The organism is Streptomyces sp. NPDC017202 (genome assembly GCF_044331705.1).
Taxonomy (GTDB): domain Bacteria; phylum Actinomycetota; class Actinomycetes; order Streptomycetales; family Streptomycetaceae; genus Streptomyces.
Genome location: NZ_JBIRNP010000004.1, coordinates 77,304 through 102,707, shown reverse-complemented (window position 1 = coordinate 102,707; position 25,404 = coordinate 77,304). Strand labels below are relative to the sequence as shown.

The window sequence follows — 25,404 nt, the reverse complement described above, 5'->3', positions numbered from 1 at the left end:
TTTCGTGTGGGTGGCCGACCGTCACCCGCACACGGAGTGTCGCGTTATGAACCCTTACGTCTCATACCTCAGGATATGCGGGAAATCATCTTTTCTGCGGCCGTCCGGTGGAGAGGGGTTCCAGGTGATCAGGGCTTCGATGGCACCACCCGGGTTCATGACCGTGCGCGGGCGCGGTTACCGGCCCGAACAGGTCGACGTGTACGTCGCCGCGCTCTCGGCCGACCGGGACGCCGCCTGGGAGCGGGCCGCCCGGCTGACCGTGCTGGCCAAGGACATGGAGGCGGAGGCCGTACGGCTGCGGGACGCCGTGAGCGGGCTGGCGCCGCAGACGTACGACGCTCTCGGGGAGCGTGCGCGGCGCATCTTCCAGCTCGGACGGGAGGAGGCGGCGGCCGTGCGGGAACGCGCCCGGAGCGCGGCGCGGGAGCAGGTCGCGCGCGCCGAGGCGGACGCCCGGGCGGTGCGCGCGGCGGCGCGGGAACGGGCCGCCGAGGTGCGCGCGGAGGCGGAGGAGCGCGCCCGGCAGCACCTGCGCGCGGCGGGCGCCGAGGCCCACGGGATCCGTGTCGGCGCCCGTCGCGAGGTGAGGGAGCACCGGGGCGAGGCCCTCGCGGCCCTGCGCGAGATGCGCCGGCGCACCGCCGCCCTGCTCGCCGACCGGGAGGGGGCCGAGGCCGAAGGGTGGGCCGCGGTCGAGCGGGCGGAGGCCGACCGGGCCGCCGCGCTCGACGCGGACCACGCGCGGCGGGTGGCGCGGGCCGAGTCGGCGCTGTCCGCGGCGCGGCAGGCCTTCGCCGACGCGGGGGAAGCCGCCCGCCGGCACCAGGAGGAGGCACACGTGCGTGCCGCCGAAGTCCTCGCCGAGGCACGCGCGCGTGCGGAACGGATCGCCCGCGAGACGGAACGGGTGCTGCGCGAACACGGCGAGCGGTGGGACGACGTGCAGGCGCAGATCGACTCCGTGCGCAGCAGCCTGAGCACCCTGACGGGGCACGCCGTGCAATGAGCGCCCGCCGGACCCCGCCCGTCCGCCGGTCACCCCGCCCGCGGGCCGGTCCCCCCGGCCGTCCGTCGGTTTCCCCGCCGGACTGCGCCCGCCGGACTGCGCCCGCCGGACTGCGCCCGCCGGACTGCGCCCGCCGGGACGCAGCCCTCCGCGGCCTCGTACCGGTGCCGCTGTTCCACCGCCCCGCGGCGGCCCGAGGCGGCCCGCGGCGAGGGTGCCGAGCCGGCCGAGGGCGGAGCCGTTGCGCAGGGGAGGGGGGAGGGGCGGCCGGTCTGGAACTCGCCCCGTGGCGCAGGGGCGGTGAGCCGGGGCGTCACCCGCGTCGACAGGCGGTGCGGGATCAGTCGCCCGGCTCGGCCAGTACCGGGAAGCGGCGCGGGGCCAGGCACAGCAGCACCAGGAAGGCGAGCGCGGCGGCGCCCGCCGCGCCCAGGTACACCGCGTGCACGGCCTCCGCGACCGCGTGCCGGGTCGCCCCGGCGGCGGTGCCCGCGTCCAGGTCGCGCACGACGGAGTCCAGGTCGCCCGTGCCGCCCAGCCGGGCCGCCAGCACGCCGTTGGCGACCGCCCCGAAGACGGCCGCGCCGACCGTCTGCCCGCTCTGGCGGCAGAAGAGGACGGACGCGGTGGCGGTGCCGCGCTCCGACCAGCCGACCGTCGACTGCACGCCGACGATCAGCGGCAGCTGGAACAGGCCCAGGGCCGCGCCGAGCAGCAGCATCAGCAGCGCCGGCTGCCAGGCCGCACCCGGATAGGGCAGCAGGGGGAACGCGAGCAGGACCAGCGTCGCCGCGCCGATGCCGAGGAGGGCGGTGTCGCGGAAGCCGATGCGCCGGTACACGTGCTGGCTGAGGGCGGCCGACAGCGGCCAGCTCAGCGTCCACACCGACAGCACGAACCCGGCCGTCACCGGATCCAGGCCCAGCACCGCCTGGGCGTACGTCGGCAGGAACACCGCGGGCGCCACCATCAGCAGGCCCAGCGCGCCCAGCGCGAGGTTGACCGCGGCGATCGTACGGCGGCGCCACACCCAGCCGGGGATGATCGGCTCGGCGGCCCGGCGCTCGACGGCCACGACGAGGCCGGCCAGGGCCAGTCCCGCGGCGAACAGCGCGAACGACGGCGCCGACAGCCACGGCCAGGCCACCCCGCCCTGCACCAGCGCGGTCAGCAGCACCCCGCCGGTCGCGAAGACCGCCAGCGCGCCCGCCCAGTCGACCCGCGCGCGTGTCCCGGACGTCCGCTCCGGCTCGTGCAGGTGACGCACGATCAGCCACAACGCCACCGCCCCGACCGGCAGGTTGACCAGGAAGATCCACCGCCAGTCGGCGTACGCCGCCAGCAGCCCGCCCAGACCCGGTCCCGTGATCGCGGACACCGCCCACACCGTGGACAGCCTGGCCTGGATCCTGGGGCGTTCCTTCAGCGGGTAGAGGTCGGCGGCGAGGGTCTGCACGGTGCCCTGCAGCGCGCCGCCGCCCAGCCCCTGCACGACGCGGAACGCGATCAGCGCGCCCATGTTCCAGGCGAGCGCGCACAGCAGCGAGCCGAGCAGGAAGAGGACCGCGCCGGCCACCAGTACGGGCTTGCGGCCGAAGGTGTCGGAGAGCTTGCCGTAGACGGGCAGGGTGACGGTGACGGCGAGGAGATAGCCGGAGAACAGCCAGGAGAAGACGGAGAACCCGCCGAGGTCGCCGACGATCTGCGGCACGGCGGTGGAGACGACGGTGGCGTCGAGCGCGGCCAGCGCCATGGCGAGCATCAGCGCGGCGACCACCGCTCCCCGCTTCCCGGTGGCCGTGCCCCGCCCCGCGGCCTCCCGCGTCGCGGGTCTGACGTCGCCCATCCCGTACCTCTCCCCTGCCGGTCCCGTGCCCCTTGCACCCATCAGCCCCGGACAGCCTCCCACTTGACCCCGACCCGAGGGGAGGGTGGAGCCTGACCGGGCCTGAGGGTGGACACGACCCCGAGGAACACTCCACCTCTCGGTGGACAGCCCCTAGGGGTATCTCCGTACTACGGCTCGGGGAGGGGTCGTACCGCCGGAGGACGAGAAGGGCCGGGACGGCTCCTTAACCTGGCTTTACGCCGCTGGGGCGGACAACCCCGCCGGCCGGAGGTGGGGTTAACCCCCCGTGAAGACGGGCCCGAGCCCCAGCGCGCCGCACCCGGTCGCGCCGACAGACTCTTCGACGTAGCACCGATGACGCACCACCGGGACGCGCCGCCGCACCACGCGCCGCCGCACCACGCAGCACCGCACCACGCGCCGCCGCACCACACACCGACGCGGCACCACGCGCGTCCCTCGCTTCCTCACTTTCGACCTTTGGAGATTCACGTGACTTCGGCTGTGACCATTCCCAGGCACGGGGGCACTGGAGGGCGTACGGCCGTTGCCGCTCGGGCGCGGCAGGTCGTCAAGGCGTACGGGTCCGGGGAGACCCGCGTCGTCGCCCTCGACCACGTCGACGTGGACATCGCCCGTGGCCGCTTCACCGCGATCATGGGCCCCTCGGGGTCCGGCAAATCCACCCTGATGCACTGCCTCGCCGGCCTGGACACCGTCACGTCCGGGCAGATCCACCTGGACGAGACCGAGATCACCGGGCTCAAGGACAAGAAACTCACGCAACTGCGCCGGGACCGGATCGGGTTCATCTTCCAGGCGTTCAACCTGCTGCCCACGCTCAACGCGATCGAGAACATCACGCTGCCCATGGACATCGCCGGCCGCAAGCCCGACAAGGCCTGGCTGCAGCAGGTCGTCGAGACGGTCGGGCTGTCCGACCGGCTCAGGCACCGGCCCACCCAGCTCTCCGGCGGCCAGCAGCAGCGCGTCGCCGTGGCCCGCGCCCTCGCCGCCCGCCCCGAGATCATCTTCGGCGACGAGCCGACCGGGAACCTCGACTCGCGGGCCGGCGCCGAGGTCCTGGGCTTCCTGCGCCGCTCCGTGGACGAACTCGGCCAGACCATCGTGATGGTCACCCACGACCCGGTCGCCGCCTCCTACGCCGACCGCGTCCTGTACCTCGCCGACGGCCGCATCGTCGACGAGATGCACCAGCCGACCGCCGAGCAGGTCCTGGACCGCATGAAGGACTTCGACGCCCGGGGGCGCACGTCATGACCGTGATGAGAACCTCGATGCGCAACTTCTTCGCGCACAAGGGGCGCATGGCCCTGTCGGCCGTGGCCGTCCTGCTGTCGGTGGCCTTCGTCTGCGGGACCCTGGTGTTCACCGACACCATGAACACCACCTTCGACAAACTGTTCGCGGCCACCTCCTCCGACGTGACGGTGAGCGCGAAGGGCGCCTCCGACACCGGTGAGACGACCTCCAAGAACGGCAAGCCGCCGGTCATGCCGGCCGACGTGGTCGGCACGGTCCGCGGGGCGGCCGGCGTGAAGTCGGCGGAGGGAACCGTCTTCTCCAGCGCCGTGACCGTCGTCGACGCCGACAAGGACAGCCTTTCGCCCACCAGCGGCGGCCCCACCATCGTCGGCAGCTGGAACGCCAACGAGGCCCGCACCATGAAGATCACCGAAGGTGCGGCGCCCCGGAAATCCGGCCAGGTCATGGTCGACGCCGACACCGCCGACAAGCACCACCTGAGGCTCGGCGACGAGATCGCCGTCATCACCGCGGTCGGCACCCACACCGCGAAGGTCTCGGCCATCGCGTCCTTCACCGTCACCAACCCCGGCGCGGCGATCTTCTACCTGGACACCAGGACCGCGCAGCAGACCCTCGTCGGCGAGCCCGACGTCTTCACCGCCGTCAACGTCACGGCCGCGGCCGGGGTGAGCGACGCGCAGCTGAAGAAGAACGTGGCGGCCGCGCTCGGCGGCGACTACAAGGTGCAGACCGCCAAGGAGATCGCGGACGCCAACCAGAAGGACATCGGGGAGTTCCTGAACGTGATGAAGTACGCGATGCTCGGCTTCGCCGGGATCGCGTTCCTCGTCGGCATCTTCCTGATCATCAACACCTTCTCCATGCTGGTCGCCCAGCGCACCCGTGAGATCGGCCTGATGCGGGCCATCGGCTCCAGCCGCAAGCAGGTCAACCGCTCGGTCCTGGCCGAGGCGCTGCTGCTCGGCGTCGTCGGCTCCGTCCTCGGCGTCGGCGCGGGCGTCGGCATCGCCGTCGGCCTGATGAAGCTCATGAGCATGACCGGCATGAACCTGTCCACCGACGACCTCACGGTGGCCTGGACGACCCCCGTCGTCGGCCTGGTCCTCGGCGTCGTCGTCACCGTCCTCGCCGCCTACCTGCCCGCCCGCCGGGCCGGCAAGGTCTCCCCGATGGCCGCGCTGCGCGACGCCGGCGCCCCCGCCGACGCCAGGGCCGGTGTCGTACGGGCCGTCCTCGGACTGCTCCTCACCGGCGGCGGCGCGGCCGGCCTCTACCTCGCCTCCGCCGCCGACAAGGCGAGCGAGGGCTCCCTGTGGCTCGGCCTGGGCGTCGTGCTCAGCCTGGTCGGGTTCGTGGTGATCGGCCCGCTCCTCGCGGGCGGCCTGGTCCGGGTGCTCGGCGCGGTCGTGCTGCGGGCCTTCGGCCCCGTCGGCCGGATGGCCGAGCGCAACGCCCTGCGCAACCCGCGCCGCACCGGCGCCACCGGCGCCGCCCTCATGATCGGGCTCGCCCTGGTCGCCTGCCTGTCGGTGGTCGGCTCCTCCATGGTGGCCTCCGCCTCCGAGCAGCTCGACAACAGCGTCGGCACCGACTTCATCATCCAGAACGACCGGGGCCAGCCGATCATCCCGCAGGCCGTGCGGGCCGTGAAGTCGACGCCGGGCCTGGAGCGGGTCACCGAGTACAAGCTCCTCGACGCCGACCTGACGACCCCGGACGGCAGGACGTCCAAGGGCGAGACCGTCAACGCCGCCGACCCGACGTACGCGACGGACGTCTCCACCGAGACCGTCGCCGGCAAGCTCGCCGACGCCTACCGGCCCGACTCGATGTCCGTCTTCGAGGGCTTCGCCGAGGAGCACGGTCTGACGATCGGCTCCGAGGTCGGGGTCGCCTTCAAGGACGGCACCGCCGCCACGCTCACCGTCCGCGCGATCACCAGCGACGAGGTCGTCATCGACAAGGGCGCCATGTACGCCTCCCTCTCGACCGTCGCCAGGTACGTGCCGGCCGAGAAGATGCCGCTCGACCAGCTCGTCTTCGCCACGGCGAAGGAGGGCCAGCAGGACGCCGCCTACACCTCGCTCAAGGCCGCGCTGCACGACTACCCGCAGTACACCGTCCGCGACCAGACCGACTACAAGGAGGAACTGAAGGACCAGATCGGCCAGATGCTGAACCTGATCTACGGCCTCCTGGCACTCGCGATCATCGTGGCGGTGCTCGGCGTGGTGAACACGCTCGCCCTGTCCGTGGTCGAGCGCACCCGGGAGATCGGCCTCATGCGGGCGATCGGCCTCTCCCGCCGGCAGCTGCGCCGCATGATCCGCCTGGAGTCGGTCGTCATCGCCCTCTTCGGCGCGCTGCTCGGCCTCGGCCTCGGCATGGGCTGGGGCGCCACCGCCCAGCAGCTCCTCGCCCTGGAGGGCCTGACCGTCCTCGACATCCCCTGGCCGACGATCATCGGCGTCTTCGTCGCCTCGGCCTTCGTGGGCCTGTTCGCCGCGCTGGTCCCGGCGTTCCGGGCGGGCCGGATGAACGTCCTGAACGCGATCGCCACGGACTGACCTCCGGTCGGGCGGGCCGGCGCCGAGGAGCCACGGGGGGCTCTTCGGCGCCGGCTCCGTCGTGCCCCCGGTCCGGGGCTTCCGCCTCCGGGTCCTGTCAGGGGCTTCCGCCCCCGGGTCCCGTCAGGGGCTTCCGCTCCCGGATGCTGTCAGGGGCTTCCGCCCCGGGTCCCGTCAGGGGTCCCCGCTCCGGGCCCCGGCCCGTGCCCGCCCATCCGGCTCGGTGGGAGACAGAGCGACGGTGGGGCGTGCCGGCCCGTCCGGCGTCCGGCGGGGGCGGAACGACCCGGCCCGCCGCCACCCCGCGTTGTCCACAGCCCCGGACGCCCCGCCCCGCCCCGTCGTACCCTGGACACCCCCGGCTCGTGACACGCGTCGGGCCCTTCGCGTTGCCCACCCAGCAAAGATCACCCACCTCGGACCCCCGGACGGAAAACCCCCTCCATGAGCCTGCACGGTCTGCTCGACGCCGTAGTGAAGGACCCCGCCCTCGCGGAAGCGGTCTCCGCCGCCGCCGACGGCAACCGCATGCACGTCGACCTCGTCGGCCCCCCGGCAGCCCGCCCCTTCACGATCGCCGCCCTCGCCAGGGAGACCTCCCGCACGGTCCTCGCGGTCACGGCGACCGGCCGGGAGGCGGAGGACCTCGCCGCCGCCCTGCGCTCGCTCCTGCCCCCGGACGGCGTCGTGGAGTACCCCTCCTGGGAGACCCTCCCGCACGAGCGGCTCAGCCCGCGCAGCGACACCGTCGGCCGCCGCCTCGCCGTCCTGCGCCGCCTGGCCCACCCCCGCCCCGACGACCCCGAGACCGGCCCGGTCTCCGTCGTCGTGGCGCCCGTGCGCTCGGTGCTCCAGCCGCAGGTCAAGGGGCTCGGCGACCTGGAGCCGGTGGCCCTGAGGAGCGGCCGGACCGCCGACCTGAACGAGGTCGTGGAAGCCCTCGCCGCCGCCGCGTACGCGCGCGTGGAGCTGGTCGAGAAGCGCGGCGAGTTCGCCGTGCGCGGCGGCATCCTGGACGTGTTCCCGCCCACCGAGGAACACCCCCTGCGCGTCGAGTTCTGGGGCGACGACGTCGAGGAGATCCGTTACTTCAAGGTCGCCGACCAACGCTCCCTCGAAGTCGCCGCGCACGGGCTGTGGGCGCCCCCCTGCCGCGAACTCCTCCTCACCGACGACGTCCGCACGCGCGCGCGTGCCCTCGCCGAACAGCACCCCGAACTGGGTGAGCTGCTCGGCAGGATCGCCGAGGGCATCGCCGTCGAGGGCATGGAGTCCCTCGCGCCCGTCCTCGTCGACGACATGGAGCTGCTGCTCGACGTGCTGCCCAAGGGTTCGATGGCCGTCGTCTGCGACCCCGAGCGGGTCCGCACGCGCGCGGCGGACCTGGTGGCGACGAGCCAGGAGTTCCTCCAGGCGTCCTGGGCGGCCACCGCGGGCGGCGGCGAGGCCCCCATCGACGTCGGCGCGGCCTCCCTGTGGTCCATCGCCGACGTGCGGGACCGCGCGCGCGAGCTGGACATGATGTGGTGGTCGGTGTCCCCCTTCGCCGCCGACCTGGAGCTGGAGGCGGACACCCTCAAGCTCGGCATGCACGCCCCCGAGGCCTACCGCGGCGACACCGCGAAGGCCCTCGCCGACACCAAGGGCTGGCTGGCCGACGGCTGGCGCACGGTCTTCGTGACCGAGGCGCACGGCCCGGCGGCCCGCACGGTCGAGGTGCTGGGCGGCGAGGGCGTCGCGGCCCGCCTCGACGCGGACCTCGGCGAGATCTCCCCCTCGCTCGTGCACGTGGCGTGCGGCTGCATCGACCACGGCTTCGTCGACCCGGCGCTCGGACTCGCCGTACTGACCGAGACCGACCTGACCGGACAGAAGGCGGCCGGCAAGGACGGCGCCCGGATGCCCGCGCGCCGCCGCAAGACGATCGACCCGCTCACCCTGGAGGCGGGCGACCACATCGTCCACGAGCAGCACGGCGTGGGCCGATACATCGAGATGGTGCAGCGCACGGTCCAGGGCGCCACGCGCGAGTACCTGGTCGTGGAGTACGCCCCCGCCAAGCGCGGCCAGCCCGGCGACCGCCTCTACATCCCCACCGACCAGCTGGAGCAGATCACCAAGTACGTCGGCGGCGAGGCCCCCACCCTGCACCGCCTCGGCGGCGCCGACTGGACGAAGACGAAGGCGCGCGCGAAGAAGGCCGTCAAGGAGATCGCCGCCGACCTGATCAAGCTGTACAGCGCCCGCATGGCCGCACCCGGACACGCCTTCGGCGCGGACACCCCCTGGCAGCGCGAACTGGAGGACGCCTTCCCCTACGCGGAGACGCCCGACCAGCTCACCACCATCGCCGAGGTCAAGGACGACATGGAGAAGTCGGTCCCCATGGACCGCCTGATCTGCGGCGACGTCGGCTACGGCAAGACGGAGATCGCCGTCCGCGCCGCCTTCAAGGCCGTTCAGGACGGCAAGCAGGTCGCCGTCCTCGTGCCCACCACGCTGCTGGTGCAGCAGCACTTCGGCACCTTCAGCGAGCGGTACGCGCAGTTCCCGGTGAAGGTGCGGGCGCTGTCGCGCTTCCAGTCCGACACGGAGGCCAAGGCGGTCCTGGAGGGCCTGCGCGAGGGCTCCGTCGACGTCGTCATCGGCACCCACCGCCTGTTCTCCTCGGAGACGAAGTTCAAGGACCTGGGCCTGGTCATCGTCGACGAGGAGCAGCGCTTCGGCGTCGAGCACAAGGAACAGCTGAAGAAGCTGCGGGCCAACGTCGACGTCCTGACGATGTCGGCCACCCCCATCCCGCGCACCCTGGAGATGGCGGTGACCGGCATCCGCGAGATGTCGACGATCACCACGCCCCCCGAGGAGCGCCACCCGGTCCTCACCTTCGTCGGCCCCTACGAGGAGAAGCAGATCGGCGCCGCGATCCGCCGCGAACTGCTGCGCGAGGGCCAGGTCTTCTACATCCACAACCGGGTCGAGTCCATCGACCGGGCCGCGGCGAGGCTGCGCGAGATCGTGCCCGAGGCGCGGATCGCCACCGCCCACGGCCAGATGTCGGAGGCCGCGCTGGAGAAGGTCGTCGTCGACTTCTGGGAGAAGCGCTTCGACGTGCTCGTCTCCACCACCATCGTCGAGTCCGGCATCGACATCTCCAACGCCAACACCCTCATCGTCGAACGCGGCGACAACTTCGGCCTGTCCCAGCTGCACCAGCTGCGCGGCCGGGTGGGCCGCGGCCGCGAACGCGGCTACGCCTACTTCCTGTACCCGCCGGAGAAGCCGCTCACGGAGACGGCCCACGAGCGCCTGGCGACCATCGCCCAGCACACGGAGATGGGCGCGGGCATGTACGTGGCGATGAAGGACCTGGAGATCCGCGGCGCCGGCAACCTCCTCGGCGGCGAGCAGTCCGGACACATCGCCGGCGTCGGCTTCGACCTGTACGTGCGGATGGTCGGCGAGGCGGTCGCGGACTACCGGCGGCAGCTGGAGACCGGCGAAATCGAGGAGGAGGTCCCTCTCGAGGTCAAGATCGAGCTGCCCGTCGACGCCCACGTCCCGCACGACTACGCCCCCGGCGAGCGGCTGCGCCTGCAGGCCTACCGGGCCATCGCCTCGGCCAACTCCGAGGACGACGTCAAGGCCGTGCGCGAGGAACTCGTCGACCGCTACGGCAAGCTGCCCGAGCCGGTGGAGAACCTGCTGCTGGTGGCCGGGCTGCGGATGCTCGCGCGCTCGTGCGGCGTCGGGGAGATCATGCTCCAGGGCACCAACATCCGGTTCGCGCCGGTGGAGCTGCGCGAGTCCCAGGAACTGCGGCTGAAGCGGGTCTACCCGGGGACGGTCGTCAAGCCGGCCGCGCACCAGCTCCTCGTACCCCGTCCCAAGACCGCGAAGGTCGGCGGCAAGCCGCTGGTCGGGCGCGAACTGCTGGGCTGGGTGGGCGAGTTCCTGGTCACGGTGCTGGGGTAGTCACCGTGCGCGGGCGGCGGGCGGGCACCGCTGCGCGAGGTCCGGTGCCCGGGGTCCGGGCGCCGGGGCCCGTGCCCCGCGGCCCCACGGACGAAGGGCGGCGCGGGGCCGTCCGCGGGAGGCTCGCTCCGCGGACGGCCCGCCCGGCCCGCCCCCGTGCGCCCCTGGCCTACGGTGTACACGGGTCCGGCGGGGGAAAACGCCCTGTGCGGGTGTCGGTGGTCCAGCGAGGGAGGGACGCGTGCGGCGTCTGAGCGGCGGAGCGGCGACGGCCGCGGTACTGGTGTGCGTCATGTCCGGCTGCACCGACCAGGTCACCGGCACCGGCTCCACCGGGTCCGGACGCACGGGGGGCGGGGGAGCCGCCCTGGCGGCCGCCGAGTCGCTCACCGTGAAGGGGCGGGCGCCGCGCACCGGTTACGACCGGGACAAGTTCGGCCGCGCCTGGGCCGACACCGACTCCAACGACTGCGGAACCCGCGACGACATCCTCAAACGGGATCTGGAGGACGTCCGGTTCACCGGCGGCACCTGCAAGGTGTCCTACGGCGTGCTGGAGTCGGACCCGTACTCCGGCAAGCACGTCACCTACCGGCGCGGCAGCAGCAAGGTCGACATCGACCACGTCGTCGCCCTGTCCGACGCCTGGCAGAAGGGCGCCAAGTACTGGGACGCGAGCAAACGCATCGCCCTCGCCAACGACCCCCTCAACCTGCTGGCCGTGGACGCGAGCACCAACCGTTCCAAGGGGGACGGCGACACGGCGACCTGGCTGCCGCCCAACAAGGCCTACCGGTGCCCGTACGTGGCGGCGCAGGTCGCGGTGAAGAAGAAGTACCAGCTGTGGGTCACCGCCGCCGAGCAGGCCGCCATGAAGAAGGTCCTCTCCGGCTGCCCGGACCAGAAACTCCCCACGGGCGGCAACCCGACCAGGGCGCCGGAACGTTTCCACGCCGGCTGAGCGCGCAGCCCGACGCCGCCGAGACAGCCGGTGCCGAGACAGCCGGTGCCGAGACAGCCGGTGCCGCCGGGCCCCGTACCGGGACTACCGCCCGTACGGGTACCCCTGCTGGTAGGGGTGTCCCTGCGGCCCCGGCGTGCCGTACGCCATCGCCGGCATCGTCGGGACCCGCCGGTCGAACATGGCGAACAGCAGCATGCAGGCCGCCGTCACCAGCGTCACGATGATGGCGAGGCCCATGAACCCGTCCCCGTCGGAGCTGTCGTCCGTCGCCATCCACGGCACGGTCACGCACTCGTACAGCGCGTACGCGCCGAAGGCCACCCAGTCCGAGGACCGCCCGCGGCGGATCGCCACGTACAGGAACGGCACCCACGCCAGCAGGCCGAAGGACAGCCACGCCAGCGCCACCCAGGCGATCCGCTGGAGCCAGCCCGCCTCGAGCCGCTTGTCCGCATCCGTCATCACTGTCGTCATGTCGCCCCCCTAGTAGCCAGGGAGCAAGATTAGGCCACGGCGGGGCCCGTCCGGACCTCCCTGTCTTTACCGTGACATGAGCGAATCTTGTCGCTGTGAGGGCCCGGTGTTTCCCGATCGCGGGGGAGCCGCCGGGTACCGTGCGTCCGGTTCAGGGGGCACACACCTGCGCACACGCGTACGCCACGACCGGGCCGTGCGCGCGCGGACGAAACGATGGGGTGGGGATGGCCGAGCACCGGCAGTCCAGAAGACGCAGGTACATCACGTGGGGGGTGGCCGGCGCCGCCGTCCTCGCCGGGGCCGGGATCGCCGCGCAGACGTCGATGGCGGCCACCACCTGGCCCGCCCAGAAGACCTACACCGGCCGCGCCTTCGACACCTGCACCGCGCCCTCCCTGGCCGCGATGAAGGCGTGGAAGAGCGACGGCTTCTACGGCGCCGCCGCCGTCTACGTCGGCGGCAAGAACCGCGGCTGCACCCAGGCCAACCTCACCGCGTCCTGGGTGAAGTCGGTCGACGCGGCCGGCTGGAAGCTCATCCCGCTCTACGTCGGCGCCCAGCCGCCCTGCCAGACCGGCACCAGCCCCGAGAAGATCAGCGCCGCCACCGCCGCCTCCCTCGGCGCCACCGACGCCGCGGACGCGGTCGCCAAGGCCGGCGCGCTCGGCATGAAGGCCGGCAGCCCCATCTACCTCGACATGGAGCCGTACGACATCACGAACAAGGCGTGCAACGACGCCGTGCTCACCTACGTGCGCTCCTTCACCAAGACCCTGCGCGCCAAGACCTACCGGGCCGGCTACTACGGCTTCAGCAGCTCCAGCGCCAAGGCGATCGCCACCGCGACGAACAAGACCGACCTGCCGGGCAACCTCTGGTACGCCCTGTGGGACAAGCAGAACACCACCACCACCGACTGGCCGTGGGCCGCGACCCAGTACACCGACCACAGCCGCGGCCACCAGTACATGGTCAACAGCAAGGAGACCCGCGGCGGTTACACGATCACCGTGGACCGAAACGCCTGGGACGCCCCCGTCGCCCTCGTGGGCTGACCTCCCCGCACGGGTGCGGGCGCGGCGGTGCCCGAAGTCCCGGTGAATCGTTGGTCCAATGGGTTGGCCCCAGCCGCACCACTGCCTACCATCGATCACCGCAAGACTTTGTGCACCGCCGCACAATCTCCTCGGGAGGCTTCCTTGCACCGCCGTCGTCGCACCGCGCTCCTGCTGTCCGCCGCGATCGTCGTGGCGGGCCCCCTCCTCACGGCCTGCGGGAACGAGGCCCATCCCGGAGCGGCGGCCGTCGTCGGCGGCCAGCGGATCACCGTCTCGCAGCTGGAGAGCCGGGTGAACGAGGTGCGCGAGGCGCAGCGCGCCGCCGTCCCCGACGAGACCCAGTACGCCCAGGCCATCGCCCGCACCGGCACCCTCACCCGCGACACCCTGCACGGCATGGTCCTCGACCGGGTGCTGCACCGTGCCGCCGAGGACGCGGGCGTCACCGTCAGCCGCAAGGAGGTCCAGGCGATGCGGGCCGGCCTGGAACAGCAGGCGGGCGGCGCCAAGGGCCTGGAGAGCACCTGGCTCCAGCAGTACGGCATCCCGCCGCAGCGCCTCGACGAGAACCTCCGCCTCCAGCTGGAGGCCCAGAAACTCGCCACGGAGCTCGGCACCGACACCAGCCGGCCCGAGTTCTGGAACGCCCTGTCGAAGGCGTCGAAGGAACTCGACGTCGACCTCAACCCGCGCTACGGCGCCTGGGACGTGCAGAAGGTCAGCCGCGTCGACGCGAGGACACCGTGGGTCCGCGACGTGACGACGGCCTCCCAGCCCCCGCAGACGGCCTGACCGTCCGGCACGGCCGGGGGCCGTCGGCGGGTTGGGTTACGTTCGGGGAGTGAACGCAACGAGTCCCGAAGGCGCCCCGGCCCCCGGCCGCGTCGTCCTGCTCACCACCAGCCACCGGGTCGCCCCCGGCCTGCTGTCCTGGCCCGCCTGGCAGGCGCTGCGCGAGGCCGACCAGGTGATGTGCGCGGACGGCACCCATCCCCAGCTGCCGTACCTGCGCGAGGCCGGCATAGCGGTGGCGGAGACCGCCCCCACCGCCGAGGACCTCCTCGCGGCCTGCGCCGGCGGCCGCACGGTCGTCGTGGTGGCGACCGGCGAGGGGGAGCCCGCCCTGACCGACGGCCTGGCCCGCCTGGCCGGCTCCGGCCGCGTGACCATGCCCGACCTGGAGCTGCTCCCCGCCTCCTACGACCTCCCCGGCGCCCGCCTCCTCGACCTCGTGCAGGTCATGGACCGCATCCGCGCCGAGTGCCCCTGGTCCTCCCGGCAGACCCACCAGGGCCTCGCGAAGTACGGCATCGAGGAGGCGTACGAACTCGTCGAGGCCATCGAGGACGGCGACCGCGACGAACTGCGCGAGGAACTGGGCGACGTCCTCCTGCAGGTCGTCTTCCACGCCCGCATCGCCGAGGAGCACGAGGAGGCCCCGTTCTCCGTCGACGACGTCGCGGGCACGATCGTCACCAAGCTCATCCACCGCCACCCGCACGTCTTCGGCGACGCCACCGCGACCACCCCCGAGGAGGTCAAGGAGCACTGGCTGCGCACGAAGGCGGTCGAGAAGCGCCGCGAGTCGGTCACCGACGGCATCCCCCTCCACCAGCCGGGCCTGGCCCTGGCGGCGAAGCTCGCGTCGAGGGTCCGCTCGGCGCACCTGGAGGTGCCGCTCCCGGCGGCGGAGGGCATCGGCTACGAACTGCTCGCCCTGGCGGCCCGCGCGGAGGAGGAGGGCGTGGACCCGGAGGCGGCCCTGCGAGCGGCGGCCCGCACCTACCGGGACGCGATCCGCTCGGCCGAGGGAGTCGGGGAGTAAGGAGGACGGCGCTCGCGCGGGCGGCGCGGGACCCGGACCGCACAGGGCGCACACCGCGCGGCACCCGCTGCCCGCTGCCGCCGGGTGCCGAGCACCACCCGCCGCCCGCTGAGCATCATCTGCCGCCTGCCGCCTGCCGCCTGCCGCCTGCCGCCTGCCGCCTGCTGTCGCCGGGCACCGCCGGGCGCGGTGCCGGGCGCGGTGCCGGGCACATCGGGGCGGCGCCCGCGAGGCGTGCGAGGGCATCGAGCGGAGCCGGGCCGGGGGAGCCGGACGGCCACGACGTGGTCCCGCGCCGGGCGCCGTGAGGCCGGGACGGAACCCCGCCTCCGCGCTCCGGGTTCCGTCCCGCCGAGGCCCCGCGACCGGCGGCCGTGGGCCGTGGCCGCCTCGGGCCGCGCGCGGTCGCCGGCCCGGCCCGGTTACCGTCGGGGAGTGACCCAGCAGCCCGCACCCGAGCCGTCCCCGCCAGCCCTGTTCACCTGGGAGTTCGCCACCGACCCCTACCCCGCCTACGCCTGGCTCCGCGAGCACGCGCCCGTGCACCGCACGCGGCTGCCCAGCGGGGTGGAGGCCTGGCTGGTCACCCGGTACGCCGATGCCAAGCAGGCCCTCGCCGACCAGCGGCTCAGCAAGAACCCGGCGCACCACGACGAGCCCGCGCACGCCAGGGGCAGGACCGGGATCCCCGGTGAGCGCAAGGCCGAGCTGATGACGCACCTGCTGAACATCGACCCGCCGGACCACACCCGACTGCGACGCCTCGTCAGCAAGGCGTTCACGCCCCGCCGGGTCGCCGAGTTCGCGCCCCGCGTGCAGGAGTTGGCGGACGGGCTCATCGACCGGTTCGCGGAGCGGGGCACCGCCGACCTCATCCACGACTTCGCCTTCCCGCTCCCCATCCACGCCATCTGCGACCTGCTCGGCGTCCCCCGCGAGGACCAGGACGACTTCCGGGACTGGGCGGGCATGATGATCCGGCACGGCGGGGGCCCGCGCGGCGGCGTCGCCCGGTCGGTGAAGAAGATGCGCGGCTACCTCCTGGACCTCATCCACCGCAAGCGCCTGGAGCTTCCCGCGGATCCGGCCCCCGGCGAGGACCTCATCTCGGGTCTGATCCGCGCCTCCGACCACGGCGAGCACCTCACCGAGAACGAGGCCGCCGCCATGGCCTTCATCCTGTTGTTCGCCGGGTTCGAGACGACGGTCAACCTGATCGGCAACGGCACCTACGCCCTGCTGACCCACCCCGGTCAGCGCGCCCGCCTCCAGGACTCCCTGGCCGCGGGCGAGAGCGACCTCCTGGCGACCGGCGTGGAGGAACTCCTGCGCTACGACGGCCCGGTGGAACTCGCCACCTGGCGGTTCGCCACCGAGCCCCTGACCGTCGGCGGGCAGGACATCGCCCCCGGCGACGCCGTCCTCGTCGTCCTGGCGGCCGCCGACCGGGACCCGGAGCGGTTCGCCGACCCGGACGTCCTCGACCTGTCCCGCCGCGACAACCAGCACCTGGGCTACGGCCACGGCATCCACTACTGCCTGGGCGCCCCCCTCGCCCGCCTGGAGGGGCAGACCGCGCTGGCCACCCTCCTGACCCGGCTGCCCGATCTGCGACTGGACGCCGACCCGGCCGACCTGAGGTGGCGCGGCGGTCTCATCATGCGCGGACTGCGCACCCTGCCCGTGCGGTTCGGCCCGGCCGTTTCCGGTGAACCCCCCGCAGCCGTCCGCTGACCATCCGTTATGTGCCCGGACGGCGAAGCAGAAGTGACCATTCCTCACTTCTGTGATCTTCACGTGATCTGCGCGGCATTAACTTGTGACAAGTGATCGTCTGCCGATACGTTCACCTGTCAGCGCGGCGCCCCCGTTTCGCGGCCCGTGCAAGCACTGCTGTCTCGAGAAAGGCCCTTGCATGCTCTCCGGGAACGGTCGACACCGGCGCCCCCGCCAGGCTCCGGCCCTCCTCGTCGCGGCCGGCGTGACCGGCTCCGCGATCGCCATCCCGCTGCTCGGCGCCACCGGCGCGAGCGCGGCCGACGGCACGGTGTGGGACACGGTGGCGGAGTGCGAGTCCGGCGGCTCCTGGAGTGCCGACCAGGGCAACGGCGAGTACGGCGGCCTGTCGCTGAGTCAGAAGGACTGGGAGGCGTACGGCGGACTCGACTTCGCCGAGCGCCCCGACCTGGCCAGCCGCAACCAGCAGATATCCGTCGCGCAGAAGGTCCTCGCCGACCAGGGCGTCGGCGCCTGGGGCACCTGCGGGCTGACGTCCGGGCTCAGCAAGGAGAACGGCGCGGGCAGCCTGGACACCGGGGTGGCGGACGAATCGTCCGGCTCCTCCGTTTCGTCCGGCTTGTCCGACCTGTCCAAGGGGTCGTCCGGCTCCTCGAACTCCTCGGGCTCCTCGGGCTCCTCGAACTCCTCGGACTCCTCGGACGGCAAGGGGGCGTCGGCCTCCCCGTCGGCCGAATCCTCCCCGGATGCCACGGACGAGACCTCTCCGTCCGCTTCGTCCTCTTCCTCCGGCAAGCCGGACGGCTCCTCGAAGTCCGATGCGCCGGCGGACGCCGACGCGGGCACCTCGGGGGCGGACGGCGGCTCGCCCACGGCCACCCCCGAAGTGGACGACTCGGACAAGTCGGTCCAGGAGGCGGGTTCTTGGAGCCTCGTCGACACCGGCTCCCTCGCCTCCGGCCGCCACCGCGGCACCTCCGCCGACGAGGTCGTGCCGGACGGCACCACCACCGCCTCCTCCGGCCGGCACGCCGCGGGCGCCTCCGGCGGCGCGGTGGGCACCTACGTCGTGCGCGACGGCGACTCCCTCGTCTCCATCGCCGACTCCCTTGACCTCGACGGCGGATGGCGCGCCCTCTACGCCGAGAACAAGGACGCCATCGGCGCCGACCCGAACAACATCACCCCCGGTCAGACGCTCGACACAGGGGTGGAATAGGGCGGAAAAACGGGAAAAGCAGCGGGAGTTCACGTCACACTTCGCGCTGAATGTCCGTTTTGATCAAAGTGTGGGATGAGTCTCAGAAGGCGTGATCGTCTTTGAAATTCCGCCGAGCGCGTGTCTACGGTCGTGACCGCTCGGCAACCCGAGCCCCGGCTGTCGCAACGCCGAATCCTGCCAGTGGCAGCCCGGGAACAGTCGTCGCGTCAAGCGCCGTAGGCAGGAGCGGGGGACCCAAGGTAAGTGCCGCACCGGTCGGTCGACCGGAACGGCTCGGGGTGAAGCCACACCTCCCGGGAGCAGTGCTCCCGGACGGGAGTGGCCGGGCAACTCACACGGCCCGAACCCGACAGCTCACCTCGCAGGCGTCGGTGAGGGGATCCACCATGCTGTTTTCCGCCAAGGGCAAGCACCGTCGTCCGTCCAGGGCCACCCGCGCCGCCGCGCTCGCCGGTGTCACCGGTGTCGCCATCGCCGCCCCGCTGATGGCGGCCGGCAACGCCTCCGCCGCCACCACCTCCGAGTGGGACGCCGTCGCCCAGTGCGAGTCCGGCGGCAACTGGTCCATCAACACCGGCAACGGCTACTACGGCGGCCTGCAGTTCTCCGCCTCCACCTGGGCCGCGTACGGCGGCACGCAGTACGCCGGCACCGCCGACAAGGCCTCGAAGTCCCAGCAGATCCAGATCGCCGAGAAGGTCCTCGCGGGCCAGGGCAAGGGCGCCTGGCCGGTCTGCGGCGTGGGCCTGTCCGGCGCCGCGTACAACGGCGGCTCGGGCTCCACCGGCGGCTCGTCCGCCGGCGGCTCCTCGGCCGGCGGTTCCTCCTCCTCGGAGACCACCACCCGCTCCACCGAGAAGCAGAGCGCCTCCCGCTCCGCCGAGCGCCCGGCGGCCAAGTCCCAGAAGACCGTCACCACCCCGACCGGCAAGAAGGTCAAGAAGGGTGACGGCGAGTACAAGGTCGCCACGGGCGACACCCTCAGCTCCATCGCCCAGGCGCAGGGCGTCAAGGGCGGCTGGGCCGAGCTGTTCGAGCTGAACAAGGACATCGTCCAGGACGCCGACCTCATCTACCCGGGTCAGCAGCTGCACCTGAAGTGACCTCCGGCTCCCGGCCGGACCGCGGCCCCCTCACGGCCGAGGCGGTCACGCCGAGAGCCTCGTGAGGGAGCCCCCGTCCCCACGGTCCCCCCGCCCCGGTGCGTGTTCCCCCGTACGCACCCGGGCGGGGTTTTCTTTTCCCGTTCGCCGCCTTCTGTTGGCCACCCCCTTTGTTCCGGGCTGAAACAATGGGTACCGTCTCCCTGTCCACGGGACGGTCGGTCGGCCGACCGACGCCCCGAGGCGGTTAGGCTCTAGTCGCAAGGCTCGGCAAGGCCTCCACACGGCCCGCCCGCGCCCCGCACAACCAGCGTCACATCCCAAGAAGGAGATGCTCGTGCCGTCCATCGACGTCGTCGTAGCCCGGGAAATCCTGGACTCCCGAGGCAACCCCACGGTCGAGGTCGAGGTCGGCCTCGACGACGGCAGCACGGGTCGTGCCGCCGTCCCCTCCGGCGCCTCCACCGGCGCCTTCGAGGCCATCGAGCTCCGCGACGGTGACCCGAACCGCTACCAGGGCAAGGGCGTCGAGAAGGCCGTCCTGGCCGTCATCGAGCAGATCGGCCCCGAGCTGGTCGGCTACGACGCCACCGAGCAGCGCCTGATCGACCAGGCCATGTTCGACCTGGACGCCACCGACAACAAGGGCTCCCTCGGCGCCAACGCCATCCTCGGCGTCTCCCTCGCCGTCGCCCACGCCGCCTCCGAGGCCAGCGACCTCCCGCTCTTCCGCTACCTGGGCGGCCCGAACGCGCACCTGCTGCCCGTTCCGATGATGAACATCCTGAACGGCGGCTCGCACGCCGACTCCAACGTGGACATCCAGGAGTTCATGATCGCCCCGATCGGCGCGGAGTCCTTCTCCGAGGCCCTGCGCTGGGGCGCCGAGGTCTACCACACCCTCAAGAAGGTGCTGAAGACCAAGGGCCTGTCCACCGGCCTGGGCGACGAGGGCGGCTTCGCCCCGAACCTGGAGTCCAACCGCGCCGCGCTCGACCTCATCATCGAGGCCATCAAGCAGGCGGGTTACGTCCCCGGCGAGCAGATCGCGCTCGCGCTCGACGTCGCCGCGTCCGAGTTCTACAAGGACGGCGTCTACGAGTTCGAGGGCAAGTCCCGCTCGGCCGCCGAGATGACCGAGTACTACGAGGAGCTGGTCTCCGCGTATCCGCTGGTCTCCATCGAGGACCCGCTGTACGAGGACGACTGGGCCGGCTGGAAGGTCATCACCGACAAGCTGGGCGACAAGGTCCAGATCGTCGGCGACGACCTCTTCGTCACCAACCCGGAGCGCCTGGCCCGCGGCATCGAGGAGGGCTCCGCGAACGCCCTCCTGGTCAAGGTCAACCAGATCGGCTCGCTGACCGAGACGCTGGACGCCGTCGAGATGGCCCAGCGCAACGGCTTCAAGTGCATGATGTCCCACCGCTCCGGCGAGACCGAGGACGTCACCATCGCCGACCTCGCCGTCGCGGTGAACTGCGGCCAGATCAAGACCGGCGCCCCGGCCCGCTCGGACCGCGTCGCCAAGTACAACCAGCTGCTGCGCATCGAGGAGATCCTCGACGACGCCGCCGTGTACGCCGGCCGCAGCGCCTTCCCGCGCTTCAAGGGCTGAGCCGCACGGCAACAGGTTGAACCGGCCCGGCTGAGCCGTTGAGGGCTCATCCCGAGCCAGTCGTACGTACGTCCCCGTACCGGTCCCGTACCGTGTCCGGGGACGTACGCACGTGTGAGACGGGAGGCGGGGACGACATGGCCGTGAAGAACCGGGACCGTTTCTCCACCACGACCAGGATCAAACTGCTCGGCGAGCAGACCGCGGCCCGGGTCTACCGGTCCCAGACCAAGCGCCAGGCCCGCCGCTCGCGCCTGACCGGCCGCGCGGCCCTCCTCGCCCTGGTCCTGTGCACGCTGATCGTGGCCCTGGCCTACCCGATGCGGCAGTACGTCTCCCAGCGCGCCGAGATCGCCGATCTCCACCGCGAGAGGGAGCAGGCCCGCGAGCGGGTGGAACAGCTGCGCGACCTCAAGGCACGCTGGCAGGACGACGCCTACGCCGAACAGCAGATCCGGCTGCGGCTGCACTACGTGCTGCCGGGGGAGACGGGGTACATCGTCGTCGACCCCGACGCCGCCGAGCAGTCCCGCGCCGACCAGGGGGCCGCCGACCGCCCCTGGTACTCGAACGTCTGGGACGCCGTCGACAAGTCCGACGCCGCCGCCGGCCGATGAACCGACTAGAGAGACTTCCGTACAGGCATGGAAACCCCCCCGCCCACCACCCCCCGCACCGAGCCCACCGACGCCGACGTCGAGGCCTTCCGGCAGCAGCTCGGACGACCGCCGCGCGGACTGCGCGCCATCGCCCACCGCTGCCCGTGCGGTCAGCCGGACGTGGTGGAGACGGCCCCCCGCCTCCCCGACGGCACCCCCTTCCCCACGCTGTACTACCTGACGTGTCCCAAGGCGAACTCCGCCATCGGCACGCTCGAGGCGAACGGCGTGATGAAGGAGATGACGGAACGGCTCCAGGCCGATCCCGAGCTGGCGGCGGCCTACCGGGCGGCGCACGAGGACTACGTGCGGCGCCGGGACGAGATCGAGGAGCTGAAGAACTTCCCCAGCGCGGGCGGCATGCCGGACCGGGTGAAGTGCCTGCACGTGCTGGTCGCGCACTCGCTGGCCGCGGGGCCGGGAGTGAACCCGCTCGGTGACGAGGCGCTGGGCATGCTGCCGCAGTGGTGGGCCAAGGGGGCCTGCGTGACGCCGTCCCGGCCGCCGGCCGGGGAGGGCCGGCAGGTGGACACGTCCGAGGACGGCACGGGCCGCTTCGCCTTCGAGCCGGTCGAGGGAGACGCCCGATGACACGCGTCGCCGCCGTCGACTGCGGTACCAACTCCATCCGGCTGCTCGTCGCCGACGCCCACCCCGACACCGGTGAACTGGTCGAACTGGACCGCCGTATGACCATCGTGCGGCTCGGGCAGGGGGTCGACCGGACCGGGCGGCTCGCGCCCGAGGCGCTGGAGCGGGCCTTCGCCGCGTGCCGGGAGTACGCCGCGGTCGTCAAGGAGCACGGCGCCGAGCGGCTGCGTTTCGTGGCCACCTCCGCCTCGCGCGACGCGGAGAACCGGGACGAGTTCGTGCGCGGGGTGCTGGACATCCTGGGCGTCGAGCCCGAGGTGATCTCCGGCGACCAGGAGGCGGAGTTCTCCTTCACCGGCGCCACCAGGGAACTGACCGGCCGTGACGACCTGACGAAGCCCTACCTCGTCGTGGACATCGGCGGCGGCTCGACCGAGTTCGTCGTCGGGGACGACCGGGTGCGCGCCGCACGCTCCGTGGACGTCGGCTGCGTGCGGATGACCGAACGGCACCTGGTCGTGGACGGGGCGGTCACCGACCCGCCCACCGAGGCGCAGATCACGGCGATGCGCGCCGACATCGAGGCGGCCCTGGACCTCGCGGAGCGCACGGTCCCGCTGCGCGAGGCGCACACCCTGGTGGGTCTGGCCGGCTCCGTCACGACGGTCTCGGCGATCGCGCAGGAACTGCCGGAGTACGACTCGCGGGCCATCCACCACTCCCGGGTCTCCCGGGAACGGGTCCGTGAGATCACCGAGTGGCTGCTGCGCTCGACCCACGCCGAGCGGGCCGCGGTCCCGTCGATGCATCCGGGCCGGGTCGACGTCATCGCCGCGGGCGCCCTGGTGCTGCTGTCGATCATGGAGCGGATCGGCGCCGAGGAGGTCGTCGTGAGCGAGCACGACATCCTCGACGGGATCGGATGGTCTGTGGCCTGAGCACCTACAGGTTGCGGTGGACGTCCCGCCGGTCGCCCACCTTGACGACGAGGACGACGAGTTCACCATCGTTGATCTGGTAGGCGACCCGGTAGCTTCCGACCCGGAGCCGGTAGAGCCCGGACGGGCCGGTGAGCTTCCTGACGTCGGCGTCCTCGCGGTACGGGTCGTCGCCGAGCGCGGTCAGTGCGGTCAGGATGCGCATGGCGTCGGGCCGGCTGACGGCCCGGAGCTGCCGCTGCGCTGCCGTAGTGAACCGGAAGGCGTACTTCACGCCGTTTCCCCATCGTGCTCGGTGAACAGATCCGCCAGCAGTTCCGCCATCGTCACGGTGGGACCGCCCTCGGCCAGGACCGCTTCGGCTTCGCGCGCCAGCATGACGTCGGCCGCCTCCTCCAGCGCTTCGAAGTCCGCGATCGGGACCACGGCCGCCACCGGAGCGCCGTTGCGCGTGATGACGGTCGGAACGCCTTCCTCGGCCCGGTTGATGTGGTCGGCGAGGTGCGCGCGGGCTTCCCTTACGGTCACGGTGTTCTCAGTCATGAAAATAGTGTACGCATTTTCGTGTACACGCAGGGTCCGGTTCGGCGAGTCCCGTGCGTGAGCGGTCCTCGACGGCATCGCCCGGCCGGTGGCACGACCTCCTCTGCTGAGCAGGTGGGAGAACGTTTGAGCGCGTTCGGGGGGCTGGGAGCGGCCGGGAAACGCCCCTCGGCGACCCCCCTTCGGAAAACTTCGTGAAGTTCTTCACAAGGAAAACGGCCCTCTCGGAGGACCAAGTGGGGCCGCTTGGCCCTTACGGGGGCCCGACAGTCGGGTGAACATGTTCAAAAGCGGAGGGCGCGGACGTTTCGCGAGGGTCGCGCGAGACGTGTTTCGGGGCCCTCACCCGGCACCCCGGAGCCCGGAGAGGCAGCTCACGCGGCATTGACAACGGCACCGCATGCACACCGGTTCCCGTCGCGCATCATGACATGGATCACGTGGGCGGCGGAGGATAGCACATACCCAGAGGAAGCTTGTGAAGGGGCGCACGAGCGACCCCCCTGGGGCGGGTGGATACTCGATGGCATGAGCACCACGGAGCGTCCCAGGATCCTCGTAGTAGGCGGTGGGTACGTAGGCCTGTACGCAGCTCGGCGTATCCAGAAGAAGATGCGCTACGGCGAGGCGACCGTCACGGTCGTCGACCCCCGGTCGTACATGACCTACCAGCCCTTCCTCCCCGAAACCGCCGCCGGCAACATCTCCCCGCGCCACGTCGTCGTCCCGCTGCGACGCGTGCTGCCCAAGGCGGAGGTCCTCACCGGCCGGGTCACCACCATCGATCAGGACCGCAAGGTCGCCACGATCGCCCCGCTGGTCGGCGAGGCGTACGAGCTGCCCTTCGACTACCTGGTCATCGCCCTCGGCGCGGTCTCCCGCACCTTCCCGATCCCCGGCCTCGCCGAGCAGGGCATCGGCATGAAGGGCATCGAGGAGGCCATCGGCCTGCGCAACCACGTCCTCGAGCAGCTCGACAAGGCCGACTCCACCACCGACGAGGAGATCCGCCGCAAGGCGCTCACCTTCGTCTTCATCGGCGGCGGCTTCGCCGGCGCGGAGACCATCGGTGAGGTCGAGGACATGGCCCGCGACGCGGCCAAGTACTACAAGAACGTGTCCCGCGAGGACATGCGCTTCATCCTCGTCGACGCCGCCGACAAGATCCTTCCCGAGGTCGGCCCCAAGCTGGGCGCCTACGGCAAGGAGCACCTGGAGAGCCGCGGCGTGGAGATCTACCTCTCCACCTCGATGGACTCCTGCGTCGACGGCCACGTGGTGCTGAAGAACGGGCTCGAGGTCGACTCCAACACGATCGTCTGGACGGCCGGCGTCAAGCCGAACCCCGTCCTCGCCCGCTACGGCCTCCCGCTGGGCCCCCGCGGTCACGTCGACACGGCCGCCACGCTCCAGGTGCAGGGCACCGACTACATCTGGGCCGCCGGCGACAACGCCCAGGTCCCCGACGTCGCCGCCCGCAAGGCCGGCGTCGAGAACGCCTGGTGCCCGCCGAACGCGCAGCACGCGCTCCGTCAGGCCAAGGTCCTCGGCGACAACGTGATCTCCGGCATGCGGGGCTTCCCGCAGAAGGAGTACGCGCACTCCAACAAGGGTGCGGTGGCGGGCCTCGGCCTCCACAAGGGCGTCGCGATGATCGTCATGGGCAAGATGAAGATCAAGCTCAAGGGCCGGCTGGCGTGGTACATGCACCGCGGCTACCACGGCCTGGCGATGCCGACGTGGAACCGCAAGATCCGCGTCTTCGCCGACTGGACGCTCGGCATGTTCCTCAAGCGTGAGGTCGTCTCGCTCGGCGCGCTGGAGTCCCCGCGCGAGGAGTTCTACGAGGCCGCGAAGCCGGCCCCGGTGGCGGCGAAGCAGACCGAGAAGACCGGCGAGAAGGCCAAGGCCTCCTGACACGGCTTCACCGAACCGCCCCCCGAAGGGGCCGCCCGCCATCCGTGGTGCGGGCGGCCCCT

General features: G+C 72.1%; 20 protein-coding genes and 1 riboswitch. Of the genes, 16 read left to right on the top strand and 4 right to left on the bottom strand.

Annotation, left to right across the window (positions count from 1 at the left end):
• Window positions 1-139 precede the first annotated feature (139 nt).
• The gene (locus tag ACH4N1_RS10495) at window positions 140-1,009 is read left to right on the top strand and encodes a cellulose-binding protein (RefSeq protein WP_398096097.1); all 870 of its coding nucleotides are present in this window, start codon (window positions 140-142) and stop codon (window positions 1,007-1,009) included.
• Between the two features lie 340 nt (window positions 1,010-1,349).
• On the opposite strand, the gene ACH4N1_RS10490 is transcribed toward ACH4N1_RS10495, so the two are convergent.
• The gene (locus ACH4N1_RS10490; protein ID WP_398096096.1) at window positions 1,350-2,855 is read right to left on the bottom strand and encodes an MFS transporter; all 1,506 of its coding nucleotides are present in this window, start codon (window positions 2,853-2,855) and stop codon (window positions 1,350-1,352) included.
• Window positions 2,856-3,350: 495 nt separating this feature from the next.
• On the opposite strand from ACH4N1_RS10490, the gene ACH4N1_RS10485 reads away from it, so the two are divergent.
• The 4 genes from ACH4N1_RS10485 (at window position 3,351) to ACH4N1_RS10470 (ending at window position 11,651) form a co-directional block, all read left to right on the top strand.
• A complete protein-coding gene (locus ACH4N1_RS10485; RefSeq protein ID WP_363086560.1) occupies window positions 3,351-4,139 on the top strand; it encodes an ABC transporter ATP-binding protein in 789 nt (262 codons plus the stop codon).
• Window positions 4,136-6,715 (top strand): ABC transporter permease, encoded by a 2,580-nt coding sequence (locus tag ACH4N1_RS10480; protein WP_398096095.1) that lies wholly within the window; start codon window positions 4,136-4,138, stop codon window positions 6,713-6,715. The genes ACH4N1_RS10485 and ACH4N1_RS10480 overlap by 4 nt, the downstream gene beginning before the upstream one ends.
• Window positions 6,716-7,159: 444 nt before the next feature.
• On the top strand, window positions 7,160-10,690 hold the full coding sequence (gene mfd / locus ACH4N1_RS10475) for a transcription-repair coupling factor (protein ID WP_398096094.1): 3,531 nt from the start codon (window positions 7,160-7,162) through the stop codon (window positions 10,688-10,690).
• A 241-nt stretch (window positions 10,691-10,931) separates the two neighbouring features.
• Complete coding sequence (locus tag ACH4N1_RS10470) at window positions 10,932-11,651, top strand: HNH endonuclease family protein (protein WP_398096093.1); 720 nt, start codon at window positions 10,932-10,934, stop codon at window positions 11,649-11,651.
• 84 nt (window positions 11,652-11,735) lie between these two features.
• On the opposite strand, the gene ACH4N1_RS10465 is transcribed toward ACH4N1_RS10470, so the two are convergent.
• Entirely contained in the window at window positions 11,736-12,128 is a 393-nt protein-coding gene (locus ACH4N1_RS10465; RefSeq protein WP_382783402.1) for a hypothetical protein, read from the bottom strand.
• Between the two features lie 227 nt (window positions 12,129-12,355).
• Here ACH4N1_RS10465 and ACH4N1_RS10460 point away from each other — a divergent pair, with 227 nt between their 5' ends.
• From ACH4N1_RS10460 to ACH4N1_RS10415, 10 genes are all read left to right on the top strand, one after another.
• The gene (locus ACH4N1_RS10460) at window positions 12,356-13,186 is read left to right on the top strand and encodes a glycoside hydrolase domain-containing protein (protein ID WP_398096091.1); all 831 of its coding nucleotides are present in this window, start codon (window positions 12,356-12,358) and stop codon (window positions 13,184-13,186) included.
• Between the two features lie 144 nt (window positions 13,187-13,330).
• Window positions 13,331-13,981 (top strand): SurA N-terminal domain-containing protein, encoded by a 651-nt coding sequence (locus ACH4N1_RS10455; RefSeq protein WP_398096089.1) that lies wholly within the window; start codon window positions 13,331-13,333, stop codon window positions 13,979-13,981.
• A gap of 49 nt (window positions 13,982-14,030) precedes the next feature.
• Complete coding sequence (locus ACH4N1_RS10450; protein ID WP_398096088.1) at window positions 14,031-15,014, top strand: nucleoside triphosphate pyrophosphohydrolase; 984 nt, start codon at window positions 14,031-14,033, stop codon at window positions 15,012-15,014.
• A 435-nt stretch (window positions 15,015-15,449) separates the two neighbouring features.
• On the top strand, window positions 15,450-16,748 hold the full coding sequence (locus ACH4N1_RS10445) for a cytochrome P450 (RefSeq protein ID WP_398096087.1): 1,299 nt from the start codon (window positions 15,450-15,452) through the stop codon (window positions 16,746-16,748).
• Window positions 16,749-16,929: 181 nt separating this feature from the next.
• Window positions 16,930-17,970 (top strand): transglycosylase family protein, encoded by a 1,041-nt coding sequence (locus ACH4N1_RS10440; RefSeq protein ID WP_398096086.1) that lies wholly within the window; start codon window positions 16,930-16,932, stop codon window positions 17,968-17,970.
• A gap of 204 nt (window positions 17,971-18,174) precedes the next feature.
• A riboswitch (cyclic di-AMP (ydaO/yuaA leader) is annotated at window positions 18,175-18,356 on the top strand.
• Between the two features lie 3 nt (window positions 18,357-18,359).
• Window positions 18,360-19,076 carry a transglycosylase family protein gene (locus tag ACH4N1_RS10435; RefSeq protein WP_398096084.1) on the top strand — a complete coding sequence of 239 codons (717 nt, stop codon included), beginning with the start codon at window positions 18,360-18,362 and terminating at the stop codon, window positions 19,074-19,076.
• A gap of 331 nt (window positions 19,077-19,407) precedes the next feature.
• Window positions 19,408-20,694, top strand: coding sequence for a phosphopyruvate hydratase (eno, locus tag ACH4N1_RS10430; RefSeq protein ID WP_366057364.1), 1,287 nt, complete (start codon window positions 19,408-19,410; stop codon window positions 20,692-20,694).
• A gap of 137 nt (window positions 20,695-20,831) precedes the next feature.
• A complete protein-coding gene (locus tag ACH4N1_RS10425; protein WP_398096082.1) occupies window positions 20,832-21,311 on the top strand; it encodes a septum formation initiator family protein in 480 nt (159 codons plus the stop codon).
• Between the two features lie 27 nt (window positions 21,312-21,338).
• Window positions 21,339-21,944, top strand: coding sequence for a DUF501 domain-containing protein (locus ACH4N1_RS10420; RefSeq protein ID WP_398096081.1), 606 nt, complete (start codon window positions 21,339-21,341; stop codon window positions 21,942-21,944).
• Entirely contained in the window at window positions 21,941-22,882 is a 942-nt protein-coding gene (locus tag ACH4N1_RS10415) for an exopolyphosphatase (protein ID WP_398096080.1), read from the top strand. The genes ACH4N1_RS10420 and ACH4N1_RS10415 overlap by 4 nt, the downstream gene beginning before the upstream one ends.
• Window positions 22,883-22,886: 4 nt before the next feature.
• Here ACH4N1_RS10415 and ACH4N1_RS10410 read toward each other — a convergent pair whose 3' ends face one another.
• Window positions 22,887-23,156, bottom strand: a complete 270-nt coding sequence (locus ACH4N1_RS10410; protein ID WP_398096078.1) for a type II toxin-antitoxin system RelE/ParE family toxin — start codon at window positions 23,154-23,156, stop codon at window positions 22,887-22,889.
• Window positions 23,153-23,425, bottom strand: coding sequence for a type II toxin-antitoxin system Phd/YefM family antitoxin (locus ACH4N1_RS10405; RefSeq protein WP_159768479.1), 273 nt, complete (start codon window positions 23,423-23,425; stop codon window positions 23,153-23,155). Before ACH4N1_RS10405 ends, ACH4N1_RS10410 begins: the two co-directional genes overlap by 4 nt.
• Window positions 23,426-23,953: 528 nt before the next feature.
• On the opposite strand from ACH4N1_RS10405, the gene ACH4N1_RS10400 reads away from it, so the two are divergent.
• On the top strand, window positions 23,954-25,342 hold the full coding sequence (locus ACH4N1_RS10400; RefSeq protein ID WP_366057373.1) for an NAD(P)/FAD-dependent oxidoreductase: 1,389 nt from the start codon (window positions 23,954-23,956) through the stop codon (window positions 25,340-25,342).
• Window positions 25,343-25,404: the final 62 nt, after the last annotated feature.

What these genes read in the sequence shown, in the direction of transcription:
- ACH4N1_RS10465 (WP_382783402.1), bottom strand. Translation starts at nt 12,128, where the DNA reads ATGACGACAGTGATGACGGATGCGGACAAGCGGCTCGAGGCGGGCTGG.
- eno (WP_366057364.1), top strand. Translation starts at nt 19,408, where the DNA reads ATGCTCGTGCCGTCCATCGACGTCGTCGTAGCCCGGGAAATCCTGGAC.
- ACH4N1_RS10435 (WP_398096084.1), top strand. Translation starts at nt 18,360, where the DNA reads ATGCTGTTTTCCGCCAAGGGCAAGCACCGTCGTCCGTCCAGGGCCACC.
- ACH4N1_RS10415 (WP_398096080.1), top strand. Translation starts at nt 21,941, where the DNA reads ATGACACGCGTCGCCGCCGTCGACTGCGGTACCAACTCCATCCGGCTG.
- ACH4N1_RS10425 (WP_398096082.1), top strand. Translation starts at nt 20,832, where the DNA reads ATGGCCGTGAAGAACCGGGACCGTTTCTCCACCACGACCAGGATCAAA.
- ACH4N1_RS10420 (WP_398096081.1), top strand. Translation starts at nt 21,339, where the DNA reads ATGGAAACCCCCCCGCCCACCACCCCCCGCACCGAGCCCACCGACGCC.
- ACH4N1_RS10495 (WP_398096097.1), top strand. Translation starts at nt 140, where the DNA reads ATGGCACCACCCGGGTTCATGACCGTGCGCGGGCGCGGTTACCGGCCC.
- ACH4N1_RS10490 (WP_398096096.1), bottom strand. Translation starts at nt 2,855, where the DNA reads ATGGGCGACGTCAGACCCGCGACGCGGGAGGCCGCGGGGCGGGGCACG.
- ACH4N1_RS10460 (WP_398096091.1), top strand. Translation starts at nt 12,356, where the DNA reads ATGGCCGAGCACCGGCAGTCCAGAAGACGCAGGTACATCACGTGGGGG.
- mfd (WP_398096094.1), top strand. Translation starts at nt 7,160, where the DNA reads ATGAGCCTGCACGGTCTGCTCGACGCCGTAGTGAAGGACCCCGCCCTC.
- ACH4N1_RS10400 (WP_366057373.1), top strand. Translation starts at nt 23,954, where the DNA reads ATGAGCACCACGGAGCGTCCCAGGATCCTCGTAGTAGGCGGTGGGTAC.
- ACH4N1_RS10405 (WP_159768479.1), bottom strand. Translation starts at nt 23,425, where the DNA reads ATGACTGAGAACACCGTGACCGTAAGGGAAGCCCGCGCGCACCTCGCC.
- ACH4N1_RS10480 (WP_398096095.1), top strand. Translation starts at nt 4,136, where the DNA reads ATGACCGTGATGAGAACCTCGATGCGCAACTTCTTCGCGCACAAGGGG.
- ACH4N1_RS10440 (WP_398096086.1), top strand. Translation starts at nt 16,930, where the DNA reads ATGCTCTCCGGGAACGGTCGACACCGGCGCCCCCGCCAGGCTCCGGCC.